The organism is Leisingera sp. M523 (assembly GCF_025141335.1).
In the GTDB taxonomy this organism is placed as follows: domain Bacteria; phylum Pseudomonadota; class Alphaproteobacteria; order Rhodobacterales; family Rhodobacteraceae; genus Leisingera.
Genome location: NZ_CP081036.1, coordinates 3,146,716 through 3,163,289, shown reverse-complemented (window position 1 = coordinate 3,163,289; position 16,574 = coordinate 3,146,716). Strand labels below are relative to the sequence as shown.

At 62.1% G+C, this 16,574-nt stretch carries 16 protein-coding genes; 3 read left to right on the top strand and 13 right to left on the bottom strand.

Annotated features, from left to right (window positions below; translation table 11 throughout):
• The first annotated feature begins 97 nt into the window (after nucleotides 1–97).
• Complete coding sequence (locus tag K3557_RS15650; protein ID WP_027257545.1) at nucleotides 98–556, top strand: Lrp/AsnC family transcriptional regulator; 459 nt, start codon at nucleotides 98–100, stop codon at nucleotides 554–556.
• A gap of 117 nt (nucleotides 557–673) precedes the next feature.
• Here K3557_RS15650 and K3557_RS15645 read toward each other — a convergent pair whose 3' ends face one another.
• Entirely contained in the window at nucleotides 674–1,066 is a 393-nt protein-coding gene (locus K3557_RS15645) for a DUF3307 domain-containing protein (protein ID WP_259989765.1), read from the bottom strand.
• A 236-nt stretch (nucleotides 1,067–1,302) separates the two neighbouring features.
• Between K3557_RS15645 and K3557_RS15640 the strand changes: the two genes are divergently transcribed.
• Both K3557_RS15640 and K3557_RS15635 read left to right on the top strand, forming a co-directional pair.
• Entirely contained in the window at nucleotides 1,303–4,260 is a 2,958-nt protein-coding gene (locus K3557_RS15640; protein ID WP_259999655.1) for an ABC transporter transmembrane domain-containing protein, read from the top strand.
• 28 nt (nucleotides 4,261–4,288) lie between these two features.
• A complete protein-coding gene (locus tag K3557_RS15635) occupies nucleotides 4,289–5,137 on the top strand; it encodes a fumarylacetoacetate hydrolase family protein (RefSeq protein WP_259994849.1) in 849 nt (282 codons plus the stop codon).
• A 157-nt stretch (nucleotides 5,138–5,294) separates the two neighbouring features.
• Here the strand turns inward: K3557_RS15635 and K3557_RS15630 are convergent, their stop codons facing one another.
• The 12 genes from K3557_RS15630 to K3557_RS15575 all read right to left on the bottom strand — a co-directional run bounded on the left by K3557_RS15630 (nucleotide 5,295) and on the right by K3557_RS15575 (nucleotide 16,490).
• The gene (locus K3557_RS15630; RefSeq protein WP_129372959.1) at nucleotides 5,295–5,579 is read right to left on the bottom strand and encodes a helix-turn-helix transcriptional regulator; all 285 of its coding nucleotides are present in this window, start codon (nucleotides 5,577–5,579) and stop codon (nucleotides 5,295–5,297) included.
• Nucleotides 5,580–5,702: 123 nt separating this feature from the next.
• Nucleotides 5,703–6,935, bottom strand: coding sequence for a mandelate racemase/muconate lactonizing enzyme family protein (locus K3557_RS15625; protein ID WP_259994847.1), 1,233 nt, complete (start codon nucleotides 6,933–6,935; stop codon nucleotides 5,703–5,705).
• A gap of 3 nt (nucleotides 6,936–6,938) precedes the next feature.
• The gene (locus tag K3557_RS15620) at nucleotides 6,939–7,307 is read right to left on the bottom strand and encodes a hypothetical protein (protein WP_259994846.1); all 369 of its coding nucleotides are present in this window, start codon (nucleotides 7,305–7,307) and stop codon (nucleotides 6,939–6,941) included.
• A gap of 24 nt (nucleotides 7,308–7,331) precedes the next feature.
• Nucleotides 7,332–8,420 (bottom strand): Zn-dependent alcohol dehydrogenase, encoded by a 1,089-nt coding sequence (locus K3557_RS15615; RefSeq protein WP_259994845.1) that lies wholly within the window; start codon nucleotides 8,418–8,420, stop codon nucleotides 7,332–7,334.
• Nucleotides 8,421–8,509: 89 nt separating this feature from the next.
• Nucleotides 8,510–9,673 carry a TCR/Tet family MFS transporter gene (locus K3557_RS15610; RefSeq protein ID WP_259999653.1) on the bottom strand — a complete coding sequence of 388 codons (1,164 nt, stop codon included), beginning with the start codon at nucleotides 9,671–9,673 and terminating at the stop codon, nucleotides 8,510–8,512.
• Nucleotides 9,674–9,781: 108 nt separating this feature from the next.
• Nucleotides 9,782–11,119, bottom strand: a complete 1,338-nt coding sequence (locus K3557_RS15605) for an adenylosuccinate lyase family protein (RefSeq protein WP_259994844.1) — start codon at nucleotides 11,117–11,119, stop codon at nucleotides 9,782–9,784.
• Nucleotides 11,119–11,829 carry an alpha/beta fold hydrolase gene (locus K3557_RS15600; RefSeq protein ID WP_259994843.1) on the bottom strand — a complete coding sequence of 237 codons (711 nt, stop codon included), beginning with the start codon at nucleotides 11,827–11,829 and terminating at the stop codon, nucleotides 11,119–11,121. The genes K3557_RS15605 and K3557_RS15600 overlap by 1 nt, the downstream gene beginning before the upstream one ends.
• Nucleotides 11,822–12,613: a 3-oxoadipate enol-lactonase gene (gene pcaD / locus K3557_RS15595; protein WP_259994841.1), complete on the bottom strand. Its 792-nt coding sequence runs from the start codon at nucleotides 12,611–12,613 to the stop codon at nucleotides 11,822–11,824. The genes K3557_RS15600 and pcaD overlap by 8 nt, the downstream gene beginning before the upstream one ends.
• Nucleotides 12,614–12,746: 133 nt before the next feature.
• A complete protein-coding gene (locus tag K3557_RS15590) occupies nucleotides 12,747–13,943 on the bottom strand; it encodes an endonuclease/exonuclease/phosphatase family protein (protein WP_259994839.1) in 1,197 nt (398 codons plus the stop codon).
• Between the two features lie 45 nt (nucleotides 13,944–13,988).
• On the bottom strand, nucleotides 13,989–14,966 hold the full coding sequence (locus K3557_RS15585) for a threonine/serine dehydratase (RefSeq protein WP_259994837.1): 978 nt from the start codon (nucleotides 14,964–14,966) through the stop codon (nucleotides 13,989–13,991).
• Nucleotides 14,963–15,793, bottom strand: a complete 831-nt coding sequence (locus K3557_RS15580; protein ID WP_259994835.1) for an alpha/beta fold hydrolase — start codon at nucleotides 15,791–15,793, stop codon at nucleotides 14,963–14,965. Before K3557_RS15580 ends, K3557_RS15585 begins: the two co-directional genes overlap by 4 nt.
• Nucleotides 15,794–15,803: 10 nt before the next feature.
• Nucleotides 15,804–16,490 carry a haloacid dehalogenase type II gene (locus K3557_RS15575; RefSeq protein ID WP_259994834.1) on the bottom strand — a complete coding sequence of 229 codons (687 nt, stop codon included), beginning with the start codon at nucleotides 16,488–16,490 and terminating at the stop codon, nucleotides 15,804–15,806.
• Nucleotides 16,491–16,574: the final 84 nt, after the last annotated feature.

The following is a 16,574-nucleotide window of genomic DNA, read 5'->3' as shown; positions in this document are numbered from 1 at the left end:
CAATGTCTGAAAAGATTTGCCCGAGTTGCTGTTTTTACGGGAATTTATGGTTTAATTGACCGGACGGCAGTTATTTGGTGAAGAAAGTGACCGGAATATGAAACTTGACGACCGCGATTCCCGTATCCTCACCTTGCTGCAGGAAGACTCCCGCATCTCCAACGCCGATCTGGCTGAGGCCGTGGGCATGTCGCCGTCGGCTCTGTGGCGCCGGGTGCGGGCGTTGGAGGAGGCGGGCATTATTGAACGTTACGGTGCGGTGGTGAATGCACCGGCAATGGGGCTGGGGTTCCAGGCTATCGTGCACGTGCATTTAACCCGCCACGACCCGGACAAACTGGTGGAATTCATTCGCGCGGTGGAGAGCAGTCCGCTGGTTCAGGAATGTTACGCAACAACTGGGCAGTCCGATTATCACCTGCGGGTCCTGGCTCCGGATCTGGATGCCTATAACCGGTTTCTGGAGGATTTCCTGTTCCGCCTGCCAGCAGTTGCCAGCGCCCAGACCAATGTGGTGCTGCGCACGATCAAACGGGACAGGCCGGTCGTGCCTTAGAAAATTCGCTTGCGGCGGGTGTACTAGCGCAAAGTCGAAGGCGGGGCTGTCATCCAGCTTCTTCTTTGCAAAAATACTCTGGGGGTCTGGGGGCTGGCCCCCAGCTTGCGGGTGCGGTTACATCGCCGCGTATTTCACCCAGGCCCAGGCCATGGCGATATAAGTCAGCTGGTGCAGTGCCTGATCTGATCCCATGGCCTGCCAGAACATCGCTTGCTGCGGGTTCAGCTTTTTGCGCTCAGAAAACCGGGCCTTGCCGAAGTCGATGTGAAAATGCACGACCCATTCCAGCGCCGCCAGCACCAGGATGAACGGCACAGGGGCGCTGAACAACGCGTAGACAATGGCCGAGCCGATCACGTGGACACCCGCATGCTGGGCACGCCCCGCATGGACATAGGCGCAGCGGCCGGACAGCATCTTGGGGGTTTGCAGAAAGAAGTCGGCAAACAGGTGCTTGACCTGCAACGCGCAGAGCAGCAGCAGAACGGATCCGACATATTCCGGCAAACCTATTGACCTCCAGCATGGATACCTCGCTGGAACCTTACGGATTTTTCGCCGTCTGGCAAATGCCGCGCCGGCAGGGTGCCGCAACGGGACAAGGCGGTGTTCTGCCCATTGCCTGTTCCTGCCAAACCGCGCTACCCATAAGGCAGACCACATCCGAAGCCGCCATTTATGGAGCTTTCCCCATCGAACGCTCTTTGTTCCGTTTCATCTGGAAGTACTCGAAACGCGACCAGCTGGTGCTGCTGCTGGTCACGGCCTGCCTATTCCCGCTTCTTTACCTGACGCTGGAGCTGCCGAAACGGATCATCAATGATGCAATCGGTGCTGAGACCTCCACCATAACCCTGATGGGGCAAAGCTTTGATCAGCTGACCTTCCTGTGGATTCTATGCGGCGGCTTTCTGTTGGCGGTGCTGTGCCACGGCCTGCTGAAAATGCGCATCAACACCATGAAGGGGGTGCTGGCCGAGCGGATGCTGCGCCGCTTCCGTTATCAGCTGATCGCCCGGGTGCTGCGCTTTCCGCAACCTTACTTTGAACGGGTCAGCCAGGGCGAGCTGGTGTCGATGGTCACTTCGGAATCCGAGCCGATGGGCGGGCTGATGGGAGATGCGGTCAGCCAGCCGGTGCTGCAGGCGGGGCAGATGCTGACTATCCTGTTCTTCCTGTTCCTGCAGAACTTCTGGTTCGGAATGGCAGCCATCGCGCTCATCCCGCTGCAAGGCTGGCTGATCCCGATGCTGCAACGGCAGATCAACCTGCTGAACAAAAAACGCATCAAACAGGTGCGGGCGCTGGCCACTGAGATCGGCGAAAGCGCCGCGGGCGCCGCGACGCTGCGGATCAATGGCGGCTGGCGGTACCGGATGGCGATCATCACGGCGCGGCTGGGGCGGCTGTATGACATCCGCTTCGAGATCTACCAGAAAAAATTCTTCATGAAGTTTCTCAACAACTTCATTACCCAGCTGACGCCGTTTTTCTTTTATGCCGTCGGCGGCTTTCTGGTGCTGCAGGGCAAGGTCTCATTGGGCGCATTGGTGGCGGCGCTGGCAGCCTACAAGGATCTGGCGTCGCCCTGGAAGGAATTGCTGACCTATTACAACCAGACCCAGGACATGGGATTGCGCTGGGAGGTGATCCTGGAGCGCTTTGCGCCGCAGGGCATGGTGGATGAAAAGCTGCTGGCCGGCGAGCCGGAGGAGCTGGAGCGCCTGCGCGGAGATGTGGTTCTGGATGCGGTCAATGTGCGTGACACGGATGGTAATCCGGTGCTGGAGGAGCTGAGCGCAACCTTCCCCGCAGGGCAGGTCATCGGTATTGCGGCCCCCTCCGAAGAAGACCGCCGGGCCCTGGCGGAACTGCTGACGCGGGAAATTCTGCCCGCAACAGGGACGGTAACGGTGGCCGGGCAGAACCTCAGCGGGATGCACCAGGCAACGGTGGCGGCGCGGATCGGCTATGCCACCTCGCGGCCGGTTCTGTTTCAGGGATCTTTTGGCGACAACGTGATGATGCCAATGCGGCTGCGCCCGTTGGGCGCGGCCCACAACTTGCAACAGCTGGAAATAGCCATACGCGCGGGCAACAGCCCGGATCCCTTTGATGCGCCCTGGCTTGACCCCAATCTGGCTGGTTTCTCCAGCGAGGCGGAACTGCGGAGATGGTGGCTGCAGCTGGTTGAGGGGATCGGATCCGATACCGCCCTGTTCCGCCGGGGTATCGAACAGTGTTTCGAGGCACCTGCCCACCCGGATCTGGCAGAGCGGCTGGTCGGTTTGCGCCCTTCGGTGCGCAAGGCCATTCTGGACGCCGGTCTGGATGTGCACGTGCATTTTCTGGAACCAGAAGCATACAACCCGGCGCTTCCGGTTGCGGAAAACCTGCTGTTTGCAGCCTCGCAGCAAGCCATGACCGGCGAGGTCTTGCATGGGCATGCGGAATTTCTCGACCAGCTCAAGCAGCTGGGGCTGGACGAAGGGCTGGTGGCGCTGACCCGTGATGTGGTGGAGATGCTGCGGCAGATCTTTGGTATGGATGGCACTGGCCACCCGCTGTTCCGCAAGCTGGGCCTGGATGTGGGCGCCTATGAAACAGCGCTGTCGCTGGCCGACCGGCCCGGAACCGTCAATGCGGCGGCGCTCAGCCGCGAGGAGCTGGCGCAGCTGCTGATCGTGCCTTTCACCATTTCGGCGGAACAGATCGGCCCGGCCTTTGAGGAGGAAATGAAAGAGCGGATCCTAGGCTTCCGCCGCAGCCACGGGCAAAGCCTGCTGAAGGCTTTGGGCGCCGGCTTTGTGCCGTTTGCAGAAGAGGCGATCGCCCCCACGCTGACGGTTCTGGAAAACGCTCTGTTCGGCAAAATATCGGATGCTGCCGGGGCCAAGGGCGATGAGGTTCGCAAACTGGTCTCGGAACTGATGGTGCGCGAAGGCTTGCGCGACCAGGTGGTGGAGCTGATCTTTGACATGCCGATTGCGGTGGGCGGGCAGGGGCTGGCCGCCAGCTTTGCCGAACCGCTGGCCTTTTGCCGGGCCACAATCAAGAAACCGGATATCCTGATCCTCGATTCCGCAATGGCAAGCTATGATCTGGAAACCCGCGTCGCGGTGCATAAGAACCTGCGAAAACTTTTGCCCGGCACCACGCTGATCTATCTTGCCCCCAGCTTTCAGAGCCCGGATGTGTTTGACGTCTTCTTTGAACTGCGCCAGGGCCGACTGGTCAGCGACGAGGCGCAGGCCGCGGCAGCGGGCGACGGGGCGGCCAGCCAGGATCTGGCCCGCAAGCTGAGGGCACTGGAGCAGACTGAACTGTTCTCCGGCTTGAATCGCCGCCAGCTTCGTCTTCTGGCCTTTGGCGCCCGCTGGTATGATGCTAAGGCGGGCGAGGTGGTGTTCCTTAAAGATGATGAAGCGTCGGACGGGGCATATATGATCCTTGAAGGCGAGGCTGAGCTTTACTTGCCGCAGCCGGGCGGCGAGGACCGGCTGATTACCACAGTCGGCCCCGGGCGGCTGGTGGGGGAACTGGGTCTGATTCGCCATGAAGCCCGGGCGCTGAGCATGATTGCGGCGACGGACCTCAGCTGCCTGCGGATCGGCGAGGAAGAATTTCTGGCAGTGGTGGAAAATGACGCCTCCACGGCATTCAAGCTATTGCAGGTGGTGGCGGGCTACGTCTCCAATTGATCCAGGAATTGAGACAGGGAACCAGAACATGAAACTGCTGCGGTACCGCGCGGGCGGCGAAACACGGCCGGGTCTTCTGGACAGCACAGGCGCAGTCCGGGATCTATCGGCGCATGTGCCGGACATCACCGGTGCGGTGCTGGGGGACGAAGCCTTGGGCCGGCTGGCAGCGCTGGACCTGGCGGAACTTCCGCTGGTGGAGGGAAACCTGGAGCTGGCGCCATGTGCCGGGCAGACGGGGAAGTTTCTTGGCATCGGCCTCAACTACACCGATCACGCTGAGGAGATGGGCATGGCGCTGCCTGAGCATCCGATCCTGTTCCTCAAGGCGACCTCTTCCATTTGCGGACCGGACGATGACGTGATCCTGCCGCGCGGCTCAGTGGCGGCGGATTGGGAAGTCGAGCTGGGCGTGGTGATCGGCACCGCAGCCAAATATGTCTCCGAAGACGACGCGTTGAACCATGTGGCAGGGTATTGCGTGGTCAACGATGTGTCCGAGCGTGACTATCAGACCAAGCTGACCGGCCAATGGACCAAGGGCAAGAGCTGTGACACCTTCGGGCCGATCGGCCCCTGGCTGGTGACGCGGGACGAGGTGCCGGACCCGCAGAACCTGTGGCTGACCTGTGATGTGAACGGCGCGCGGCGGCAGACTGGAACCACGGCCACGATGGTGTTCACCGTGGCACAGATCATTTCGCATCTAAGCCAGCTGATGACCTTGCATCCGGGCGATGTGATCGCCACTGGCACCCCTCCGGGCGTCGGCATGGGGTGCAAACCGCAACCGGTCTATCTGCAGCCCGGCGACGTGATGCGGCTGGAGATCGAAGGACTGGGAGTGCAGACCCAAACGATCCGGTCAGACGTGTGACGGCCCGCAGGCGGGTTCTCCCGCCCGTTCCGGCGCATTCGCAGAATGCGCCTCCCCGGTTGGGCGTGGCGCTGCGCCATGCGCAGCGCGGGCCTGAATTCTGCGGCCCTAAAGCAGAACATGCCGAAGCTGCCTGGCTGCACGCGGCCGCGAGCGTTCAAGCGCCGCTGCAGAATTGCTTATACAGCAAGGCTATCAATTCTTGTGTGTTGCCGTCAGTCAGGGAATAGAAAACCGTCTTGCCTTCCCGCCGCGTGGCAACCAGATCATCTTCACGCAACCGGGCGAGCATTTGGCTGACTGCGGCCTGGCGCATGTTTAACAGGGCTTCCAGCTCACCCACGGATTTTTCGCCGGTGCCAAGATGGCATAGGATCATCAGCCGCCCTTCATGGGCAAGCGTTTTGAGGAAAGCAGCCGCTGCTGCGGCGCGTTCCTGCATGTCGACTGGCGTTTCCGGGTCGATGAGGTCGTTGTTCTGGGCAGGCAATATGCGGCATCCTGGCTGGTCGTCTGCCGCATATTGCCTCTATTCTCCGGGCCAAGTCACCCAGGAATTACGGCCTCAGCCCACGATCGGCGGAGAGCCACCGGCAAAGGCGTTGCCATTGGCGTAATCACAAGGTGCTTCTTGCATATTGAGGTGCAAGTCAGTTCCGGTGAACGGATGGGCACGGGCAAGGTCTTCGTCCACTTCGATGCCCAGCCCCGGTGCCTCCGGCGGGGTGATAAATCCGTTCTCTATCCGGATAGATCCCTTGATCAGCTGATCGTGAAAAGGGGTCTCGATGGTTTCCAGCAGCAGAATGTTCGGGATTGAGGCTGCCAGGTGGATGTTGGCCGCCCATTCCACCGGTCCTGCATAAAGATGCGGCGCCATTTGTGCGTTGAACACTTCGGCAATGGCCGCGACCTTTTTCATTTCCCAGATCCCGCCGGCGCGACCCAGGGCGGGCTGCAGAATCTCGGCGGCACCAGCCCGCAGCACTGCAGCGAATTCTGCCTTTGTGGTCAGTCGTTCGCCGGTAGCCACAGGAATGCGCAGGTTGCGGGCAACGCGGGCCATGTCTTCGATATTGTCAGGCGGCGTCGGCTCCTCAAACCAGAGCGGGGAATAGGGTTCTATTGCCTGGCCCAGGCGGATGGCACCGGCGGTGCTGAACTGGCCATGGGTGCCAAACAGCAAGTCTGCCTTATCGCCCACGGCATCGCGGATCGCCTTGCAGAACGCCACCGACATCGAGATGTCCGACATTGCAGGCATATGCCCGCCGCGCATCGTATACGGACCTGCGGGATCGAATTTCAGTGCGGTGTAACCTTCGCTGACCTTTTGCGCTGCGGCCTCGGCAGCCAAATCAGGCGAGGTCCAGAACTCCGTGATGTCCTGATGCGGCAGCGGGTAGAGATAGGTATAGGCGCGGATGGGGTCATTCATCCGCCCGCCAAGCAAAGCATGCACTGGCCGCCCGCGGTCTTTGCCCAGGATGTCCCAGCAGGCGATTTCCAGGCCCGAGAAGGCCCCCATCACTGTGAGGTCCGGACGCTGGGTGAAACCCGAGGAATAGGCGCGGCGGAACATCAGTTCGATGTTTTCCGGGTTTTCGCCCTCCATGTGGCGCGCGAATACGTCGCGGATCACATGGGTCATCGCATCGGGCCCCACTGACGACGCGTAGCATTCGCCCCAGCCGGTGATGCCGGTGTCCGTGGTGACTTTCACCAGAATCCAATAACGCCCGCCCCAGCCAGGGGCGGGCGGGGCGGTTATGATGATATCCAGATCTTGAAGTTTCATAGTTTAGGTCTCCGAAGCCTCGGCAAAGGCTGCTAATTCCTTGCCGATCTCATCAATTGCGGCCCCTGTGCTGAAAAACGCCAGGTCAGGGGCCTCTGCATCGTCCATAAAAACCTCGATCTCGATCTGCACCCGCGACCCGTCAAAGGCGCCGTCAATCCGCCAGCGGCGGGTTTCGTTCAACGCCATGTCCTGGATCGCGCCGGCAACGGAAGCGGTGAAATCCGCAGGCAGGCCGAAACGGGGATTATTGGCCAGCCGGGTCAGGAAAGGGCCGGCACTGCCGGCATCAAAATTCATCGATGCCTCAGACGTGATCGGCGGCGGCTTGGGGGCCTCGGGTTTGAAGAGATCGGTCAAAAATTTCAGCACGCCCTGCGCTCCGCCTTGAAAGTGTCAGCTGAAGACAATCACATTGCGTTTGGCTGAACCAGTCTTGGTGTCGGCAATCGCCTCGTTAATCTGTTCCAAGGACCAGCGGCCCGAGATCAGCTCATCCAGTTTCAACCTGCCCTGCTGGTAGAGGTCCACCATCCAGGGGATATCGCGCTGGATCACCACATCGCCCATTTTGGAGCCGATCAGCCCCTGACCCATGGCTGCCAGAACCACCGGTTCATAAGCAGCCTTGGCGCCGGAGTGGGGCATCCCGATCAACACCGCCTTGCCGCCGCGCGCCAGGTAGCGGGGGGCCTGGTCATAGGCCGGGATGGCGCCAACGGTGATCAGCACCGCATCAGCGCCGCGGCCGCCAAGCGCCTTGTATGCGGCTTTCCATGGCTTTTCTTCGGTGGCGAGCACCCCGTGGGTGGCGCCGAATTCCTTGGCGATCTCCAGTTTCCCGGGGTTCATGTCGACCGCTACAATGCGGCGGGCGCCGGCGATGCGGGCGCCCTGTATAGCGTTGAGGCCGACGCCGCCCGCGCCGATAACCACCACATCCTGGCCCGCCCGCAGCTGCGCCGCATTGACCACCGCGCCCACACCGGTGATCACCCCGCAGGAAACCAGCGCCGCGGCATCCTTACCCATGTCTTCCGGGATTTTCACGATCTGGCGCTGGTCCACCACAACCTTCTCGGCAAAGGCGCCGCAGGCCATGGCCTGATCCAGCGGTTTGCCGTCCGCGGTTTTCAGCGGGCCGCGCACGGTATCATGCGGCGTTTCGCAGATCACCGGCCTGCCGCCAGCACAGGAGGGGCAGGTGCCGCAGCTGCGGATCAAGGTGACAACCACGGATTCACCTTCGGCAAAACCTTGGACACCAGTGCCAACTGCGGTGATCACACCGGCAGCCTCATGCCCGTAGACGGCAGGCAGATGCCCGCCCCAGGCGCCCTCGGCAAAGGAAATGTCGCTGTGGCAGATGGCAACCGCGTCCAGCGTGACCTCAACCTCGCCCATTCCAGGCGGCGCCAGCTGCACCTCCTCGATCACCAGCGGGGCGCCGAATTCATGGCAGACGGCGGCTTTGATGGTTTGCATGTTCTTTCTCCCCGTTTTCAGGCAGCGTGGCGCGGTGTGCGTCCCGCAGGCAAGCCGGAATGCGGCAGCAGCGCGGCAGAGCGGCGCTTTTACGCGACGGAAGTCTTGCTGCGCAGGAACACTACGCAGCCGATCGCCATCATCAGCAGCGCCAGCAGGAACGGCGCGCCAGGCAGGTAGAGGCCGGCGCCTTCGCCGGTGAAACGGGCAAACACCGCCGTCATCATCAGCGGTGACAGGATCATCGCCAGCGCATTGACGGCGGTCACTACCCCTTGCAGTTCACCCTGCTGGTTGTCCTCAACCGCCTGTGCCATCATTCCTTGCAGCGCGGGCTGGACAACTGCCCCCAGGGCCGAGACCGGGATCAGCAGCAATGCAAGGGTGCCGCTGGAAATAAACGCGAGAATGCCAAAGGCGATGAAGTCAAACAGCTGCCCCCAGATCACCGTCCGCCGCTCGCCGAACCAGATCACTGTATAGCGCAGCAGCCAGCCCTGCACCAAAGCCATCGAGATACCGTAGACCGCCAGCGACAGGCCGATCACCTGCGGCTGCCAGCCGAAACGTTCCAGCGTGAAATAGGCCCAGATCGCAGGGTAGACATAGATCGCAACAGAATAGAGGAAATAGACCCACAACAGCGGCTTGATGCCCGGTATGCGCCCGACTGCGCGGAAGGCGCCAAACGGGTTGGCGCGGCGCCAATCAAAGGGACGGCGGTTCTTGTCCTGAACCGTTTCGCCCATCACAAACCAGCCGAAAGCGAAATTCACCAGCACCAGAACCGCAGCGGCATAAAACGGCGCCCGCGTGCCCAACTCGCCCAGCAGCCCGCCCATCAGCGGCCCCAGCACAAATCCGGCACCAAAGGCGGCACCCAGCAGGCCGAAATTGGCGGCCTTCTTTTCCGGCGGCGAAATGTCGGCGATATAGGCGCCCGCTGTCGAATGCGTCGCGGCGGTGATCCCGCCCAGAATGCGGCCCAGAAGCAGCAGCCACATAGTGCCGGCAAGGGCCATGATCAGATAGTCCAGCGCCATCACAAACAGCGACACCAGCAGCACCGGCCTGCGCCCCACCGCGTCGGACAGGCTGCCGAGGACCGGGCTGAACAGGAACTGCATCACTGCAAAGACAGTGCTGAGCACACCGCCCCAAACTGCTGCCTGCGCCAGCGAGCCGCCCTGCACCCCGGTGATCAGGCCGGGCATTACCGGCATGATCAGCCCGATGCCCATGGCATCAATCATCACGGTCGCCAGGACAAAGACGAGGGATAGGCGGCTATGGCGTTCAGCCCTGCCGCCCTCGTCCGTTTTTGCCGGCAGCACAGGCAATTCTGCTCTCCTTAGCGGCTTCTATTCGCCGCCCAGTTCTTCTGTCTTCTTGGCAAATTGCAAGGCTTCCCACGGGGCCCGGCCCATCTGCTGTGCCGGATCAAACAGGGCTGCCGCGTCCAGATCCGGGTACGCCAGCGCCACCAGCTCCTGCAGCGGGGTTCGTGTGGATTGCGCTTCCTGGCACAGCATCTTGACCGCCGCCTGCGCATCTGGCCGCGGCATATTTGCGGCGAGGGCAAAACTCAGCGCCTCGGCGTGGATCATGCCCAGCCCGTCCGACAGCGCGGATGCCATGGCCGCCGCATTCGGTGCGAGGCCGGCGCAGAGCGCCCTTCCGGTCTTTGCGGCACTGGCTGCACCCAGTACAATCTGGGGCAGGCACATCCATTCGGTGAACCAGGCCGCCCCGTCACGCTGATGCTGCTGGATTGAAGCGCCCTGCAGGACGGAAAGCAGACCGCTGCCCTGCCGCGCCAGCGCCGCCAGAACCGACGGCGCTACCGGGTTCTGTTTCTGCGGCATGGTTGAGGACGCGCCGGCACCACCCAGCGAAACCTCCCCGATACCGCTTTGCGCCAGCGCGGTGCTGTCCTCTCCCAGCTTGCCGAATGCCAGCGTCACGCGCGCCAGCCAGTCCGCAATCCGCAGGACCGGGGTGCGGTTGGTATGCCAGCTGTGTCCGGGATCGCCCAGCCCCAGCCCATTGGCCATGGCCGCACGTACCTCATCTGCTTTCGGTCCCAATGCAGATGAGGTTCCCGCAGCGCCCGACAAGGACACCAGCAGGCAGGAGCGGCGCAAGCCAGGCAGTTCCTCCAGCAACCCCAGCAGCGGCGCACCCCAGCCCGCCGCCACCGCACCGAAGCTGGTCGGGGTGGCGTGCTGGCCGTAGGTGCGGGCGGCCATCGGCAGCTCTGCATGTGTTTTGGACAATGTGCCAAGCGTTTTTACTGCTGCGGTCAAATCCGTTTCTATCAGCGCCAGCACCTGGCGCAGCCGCAGCATCAGCGCGCTGTCCATGATGTCTTGCGAGGTGGCGCCCCAATGCACGTACTGCGCGTGCTCTGGCGCTTTCATTTCTTCCCGGAAGGCCGCGACCAGCCCTGGCACCGGTACGCCGTTCTGCCCTGTGGGCCGCTTCAAAACACCGGGATCAATGGCGATTTCCACCACGGCCCGGCTGATTGCGGCGGCGCTCTCCTGCGGGATAACCCCGGCCGCGCCCTGCGCCTTGGCCAGCGCGCCTTCTACCAGCAGCATGGCGCGCACTTCGGCACTGTCGGAGAACAGGCGGCCGGCATCGCCGCTGCCAAAGAGATCACCGTAAACCTGGCTGTCAAAGACGGAACCTGCCATCAGAAGTCCTTTGCGATGCGCCCGATCAGATCGGCGAGCCCGTCGGGGTCCGCAAAGAAGGGCGAATGGGATGTTTGCATGTCGTAGACTCGCTGCGGTGGCAGCTGCGCTGCCATTTGCGTCTGGTATTCCGGCGGGATCACCCGATCGCCTAAGCAGCGGATATAGGCCTTGGGCACGCCTTCGAACCGTTCAGACAGCTGGATCGCTGTGTCCTGCGGCGGGATCGGCTGTAGGCAGAGGTTCTGCAGAGCAAAGCGAACAGTTTCCGCCGGGCAATCGTGATAGAATAGGTCTGGCGCGGTATCGGGTAGGAACCTGTAGCCTGTGCCGGCCGGGTTCTTGGCAGTTGCACCCTGCAGCGTCTGCCGGGGTCCAGCCTTGCGCATATCGATCAGGGACATGCCGCTGACAGGGATGTAGGCGCAAAGATAGATCAATCCGCGCAGGTTTTCAGGTGCTGCCTCAGCCGCGGCGGAAATGGGAAAACCGCCCCAGGAGTGCCCTAGCACAAGGGTGTTCGGAGTGGAGGCTGCTGCGATGGCTTCAGCCGTTTCTGCCAAAGTGACGCTTGCCGGATCGCGGCCGTCGCCATGGCCGGGCAGGGTGATTGCACGGGCGCTGTGGCCGGTCGCTTCCAGCGCCGGGATCACATCGCGCCAGCACCAGGCGCCATGGCAGGATCCATGGATCAGAAGAACCTCAGCCAATGTGCCCGGTCTCCTGCAGGAAAGCGGTCAGGCGTTCAGCGTATTCCTCTGGCTGCTCGACGCAAGGGATATGGCCTGCGCGGCGGATCAGGTGGAACCGGCTGCCGGGGATCAGATCGACCGTCTCGCGCACCAAATCGGGCGGTGTGGCGCCGTCCTCCGATCCCGCGATGCCCAGGCAGGGAAGCCGCAGACCGCTGGTCGGCGTATAGAAATCAGTGCCCGCAATTGCCGCACAGCAGCCGGCATAGCCATCGCGGGACTGTTGAACCAGCATGTTGTGCCAAAGCTGCAGTTGAGGCGACGCGCGATAGCCGCGGGAAAACCAGCGCTCCATCACGGCATCGGCCAGTGCCCCGATACCCTGGGCTTGCACCATCTGCACGCGGTCCTTCCACATCTCGGCGGTGCCGATCTTGGCCGCAGTGTTCGACAGCACCAGCGCCCGGATCTGGTCCAGCCGCTTCACTGCCAGCCCTTGTGCAATCATGCCGCCGATTGACAGCCCTACGAAAACACAATCGCGCACCTCCAGAAAATCCAGCAACCGTTCTGCATCGCGCACCAGCGCGCCCATCGAATAGGGGGGCGGCGGGCAGGACGACAGCCCATGGCCGCGCTTGTCATAACGGATAACGCGCAGGCCCGCTGGCAGCAGGTCTACTACCGCATCCCAAACCCTGAGGTCCGTGCCCAGCGAATTGGCAAAGACGATGGGCGCGCCATCCGCGTCGCCGTCAATGCGGTAGTGAAGCTGGACATCGCCCAGGTCTGCGATCTGCATGAGATGCCTCATTGTTGTTCCGCCGCAATCTACCTGCGCCGGGGCGGTGAGGTAAACCAGCCGCCTGCTACAGGCGGTGGAATTTTCTTGAGGAAGAAAATTGGCCGGAAAAATCTGATTTTTCCGATGCTCCTCAGCTGCGCAGCTCCATATGGGCCATGATCTGCCCATGGTCTGATGCCAGCTTGTTATAGGGCGCCTCCGGGTGGCTGCCGTCGGTCAGATGATCGTTGAAGACACTGTAGTACTGCATCTCCCCCAGCGCTCTGCTCCAGGCAGGGTCGAAATGGCGCGACATGTAGATCTGGTCGATGCTTTCATGCACGCCGCCAAAAGCGGTGGTGTAGACCACGTCACGCAAGCTCTTCTTCAGGAACATTTTCTCAGCCGATCGCAACCGCACCCGGTCGATGGCTTCGTGGATCTGCCTGTCTTCTTCTTCGCTGTAGCGGTCACCGCCGTGCCGGGCATCATGGCGCAGCATCCAGGCGTAGTTCTTGAATGGTGCCTCGCCCGAAATGATTTCACTGCTGACCGCGTGTTCGCCGTCATTGAAATCCCCCAGCACCATCACCGGGCGGCCCTGTTCCAACTCGTCCAGCACCGCACGGCGCAGCACCCAGGCTTCTCCCATCCGCCGTAATGCTGCGCGCAAGGAGCCCAGGGCACGGCCTGCGGCGTCATATGCTGTCAGCACGGATTCCGGAGCGTAATCCGCCCCTTGCGGTGTTATGTATTCACCCAGCTTCGATTTCAGATGGCAGTTGAAGACGGTGATGACCAGATCGCCAACCGGCACGCGCACTTTTAGAATCGGGCGCGACAGGCGGCGCAGGGTATAGAACCCGGCGTCGTCATCTTCGCCCAGGCAAGCCATCGGAATGTCCAGCGGTTGCGCCAGCTCCTGGATCACCTCTGCGTCGCCTTCAAATCCGAACCGCGACAGGACCGCAAGACCTGGGCGCCGCTTTCCAGGCTCGCCCGTGTCATTGACATTCGGAGCGAATGCCAGCGCAGCCTCAGCATAAGACCCATAGGCCAGCTTCTGAAAAATCGCCTTGCGGTGATAGCGCTTGGAGGGGTCGGGGATGCTGGCCGCATTCGCCTCAGCCCCGCGACGGTCCGCTTCTGTAATCACCTGGCGCAGCGGCGCCTCTTCAAAGATCTCTTGAAACCCAACGATATCCGCATTCAGCGTCAGCAGCTGGTCGGCCATCCAATCTGCTTTCCAGGCGTATTCCTCGGGCGTGTAGCTTTGAAAACGGTAGTATTCCCGCTCCGGTCCGATCAGATTTTTGACATTGAACGAGGCGATGGTGAAACGTGTCATGAAAGGCCCCCTTGGCTGCCGTACGGATTCCCGTGCGGTCAGAGTTCAAGCATAACGCGACAGCGCTTCCTGGAACAGCGCTGCATCCACATTGCCGCCAGTGGCGACTGCAATCACGGCTTCGCCGCCGATCTTGTCAGGGTGGAACAGGGCCGCCGCCAGCGATGCAGCCCCACCGGGTTCCAGAACGATTTTCAGCCGCAAAAAGGCCTGCGCCATCGCCCGCATCGCTTCTTCTTCGGTGATGACCAGGCCCGGCCCGCACAAGCGGCTGAGGATGGGAAAGGTGATCTCACCCGGTTGCGGTGTCAGGATCGCGTCGCAAATAGAACCGGACGGGCTGGGGTTCTGCTGGATTTCTCCGGTTGCCAGCGAACGGGTCACGTCGTCGAAACCTTCCGGTTCCACCGGGCGTACCCGCAGGCCCGGTGCGCGCGCCTCAAGTGCCAGAGCGATTCCCGACGATAATCCGCCGCCGCCGCAGTTGACCAGAACCTCTGCCTTGGCGACGCCTTTGTCAGCGGCCTGTTCCGCAATCTCCAGCCCGCAGGTGCCCTGACCGGCAATCACCAGCGGTTCGTCATAGGGTTTGATCAGAGTCAGCCCGCGTTCCCCAGCTTGCCGGGTGCCAACGGCTTCGCGGCTTTCGCCGCCGGCGCGGTCGTACAAAACAACCTCGGCGCCCAGGTCACGGGTGTTCCGGATCTTCAGCCGAGGTGCATCGGCGGGCATCACGATAACAGCAGGCGTTTTGTACGCTTTGGATGCTGCGGCCACGCCTTGCGCATGGTTGCCGCTGGAATAGGCAAGCACACCCCGTGCGCGGGCCTCTTCCGGCAGCGCCGAGACCGCCGACCAGCCGCCACGGAACTTGAAGGATCCGGTGTGCTGCAGGCATTCGGCCTTCACAAACACACGGCGACCGGCGATTTCGTCCAGAAACGGCGAAGACAGCAGCGGCGTGACGCGGGCATGGCCTTTCAGCCGCGCTGCCGCAGCTTCGATCATGGCGATTGAGGTCATTTGATCTGGTCCAATAGGGAATGGATGAGGGCAAGCGCCTCTGGCTCGTCCAGAAAGGGCACATGGCCGCGGTTTGGAACTTCCACGGCTTGCAGCGCGGGCAGGCGATGCTGCATTTCCCCATAGGTTCCGGCGCTCAATATGTCCGAATTTGCGCCGCGGATGATCCCGCAGGGCAGGCCGTCCAGGGTCATGAAAAGAGGCCAGAGATCCGGGGGAGGCCCCGCCTCCGCTTGTGCCAGAAGCGCGTCCCGCAGGCGCGGATCATAACGCAGGCTGAGCCCGCCGGCATCTTCATCGTAGAATGCCTCGGCCTCCTCGCGCCAGCGTGCAGCCGGGACACCGGGAAAGGCCGGCGCCATCAGTGCAGCAAGCGCTTCTGCAGCCTGTGCATGTGTCTTTGCAGCCGGGCGCCGGCCAACGTAGTCCATGATCCGGGCAATGCCATCAGCGGGGATCTCTGGGCCGACATCATTCAGGATCACCGCGGCAAGCCGGTCTTTGGCGATGGCGGCCAGTGTAATCGCCACCAATCCGCCGCGCGAGGTGCCCAGAATGGCAGCGCGGCCCAATTCCAAATGATCCAGCAGCTCCAGCACATCCTGCGCCTCGCGCAGAACATTGTAGGTCATGAAGTCCGGATCATGATCCGACTGCCCCCGTCCGCGGGCGTCCAGGGTGATCATCCGGCAGCCTGAGGCATGAGGTGCGAAATAGCGGAAATCGCGGCTGTCCCGGGTCAGGCCCGCCAAACACAGCAGCGGCACACCCTCTCCGGTATCGGAGTAATGCAGCTGCAACCCGTCTGAGGTTTCAAAAAACGGCATGTGTGAACGTTTATCCCTTGGCCAGATCAGGAATTGTGGTGAGGTCCGGCAGGATATGCGCCGGCTTCCAGGGCAGCCTGTCAACAGGCTCGCCCGCCCGGTTGACCCAGGCGGTGACAAACCCGTAGCCCGATGCCCCCGCCGCGTCCCAGCCGTTGGAGGAGACAAACAACACCTCTTCGCGGGCGCAATTGAACCGGGCACCAACCAGATCGTAGACGCGGGCGTCGGGCTTGAAGATGCCGACGCTTTCCACTGACAGCACATCATCCAGCACATCGCCCAGCCCGGCGGATTGTACTGCACCATCGAGCATGGCAGGGGATCCATTGGACAGGATTGCGGTGTTCATGCCGGCGGACTTCAGCGTGTTCAGCATTGCGGGCACTTCCGGATAGGCCTGCAGCTGCCAGTAAAGATCCAGCAGCCGCTGGCGCAACGCGGCATCTGCGGCCAACCCGGCCGCCTCCATCGCCCAATCAAGCCCGTCCTGCGTTACATCCCAGAAATCGGCATGGGTATTGGTGATCGCCCGCAGCCAGGTGTATTGCAGCTGCTTCAGCCGCCAGTTGCTGGCCAGCTCTGCCCAGCTGTCCTGCAGATGCGGAAATTCCGGCTCGCTGGCGGCCTGCCGCGCCGCAGCGGCCACATCGAACAAGGTGCCGTAGGCGTCAAAGATACAAGTTGTAATTGGCATGGGGCGCTCCCTTTGCCGGAGCGTTGCACGAAGCCCCGGGCGGGCAAAGCGGGAAATTGTATCCATACGGGTTTACATCACATT

Coding starts and splice junctions, on each gene's coding strand:
- K3557_RS15650 (WP_027257545.1), top strand. CDS start 98: ATGAAACTTGACGACCGCGATTCCCGTATCCTCACCTTGCTGCAGGAA.
- K3557_RS15580 (WP_259994835.1), bottom strand. CDS start 15,793: ATGCCGTTTTTTGAAACCTCAGACGGGTTGCAGCTGCATTACTCCGAT.
- K3557_RS15585 (WP_259994837.1), bottom strand. CDS start 14,966: ATGACCTCAATCGCCATGATCGAAGCTGCGGCAGCGCGGCTGAAAGGC.
- K3557_RS15605 (WP_259994844.1), bottom strand. CDS start 11,119: ATGGCAGGTTCCGTCTTTGACAGCCAGGTTTACGGTGATCTCTTTGGC.
- K3557_RS15615 (WP_259994845.1), bottom strand. CDS start 8,420: ATGCAAACCATCAAAGCCGCCGTCTGCCATGAATTCGGCGCCCCGCTG.
- K3557_RS15575 (WP_259994834.1), bottom strand. CDS start 16,490: ATGCCAATTACAACTTGTATCTTTGACGCCTACGGCACCTTGTTCGAT.
- K3557_RS15610 (WP_259999653.1), bottom strand. CDS start 9,673: ATGATTGATGCCATGGGCATCGGGCTGATCATGCCGGTAATGCCCGGC.
- K3557_RS15635 (WP_259994849.1), top strand. CDS start 4,289: ATGAAACTGCTGCGGTACCGCGCGGGCGGCGAAACACGGCCGGGTCTT.
- K3557_RS15625 (WP_259994847.1), bottom strand. CDS start 6,935: ATGAAACTTCAAGATCTGGATATCATCATAACCGCCCCGCCCGCCCCT.
- K3557_RS15590 (WP_259994839.1), bottom strand. CDS start 13,943: ATGACACGTTTCACCATCGCCTCGTTCAATGTCAAAAATCTGATCGGA.
- pcaD (WP_259994841.1), bottom strand. CDS start 12,613: ATGCAGATCGCAGACCTGGGCGATGTCCAGCTTCACTACCGCATTGAC.
- K3557_RS15630 (WP_129372959.1), bottom strand. CDS start 5,579: ATGCAGGAACGCGCCGCAGCAGCGGCTGCTTTCCTCAAAACGCTTGCC.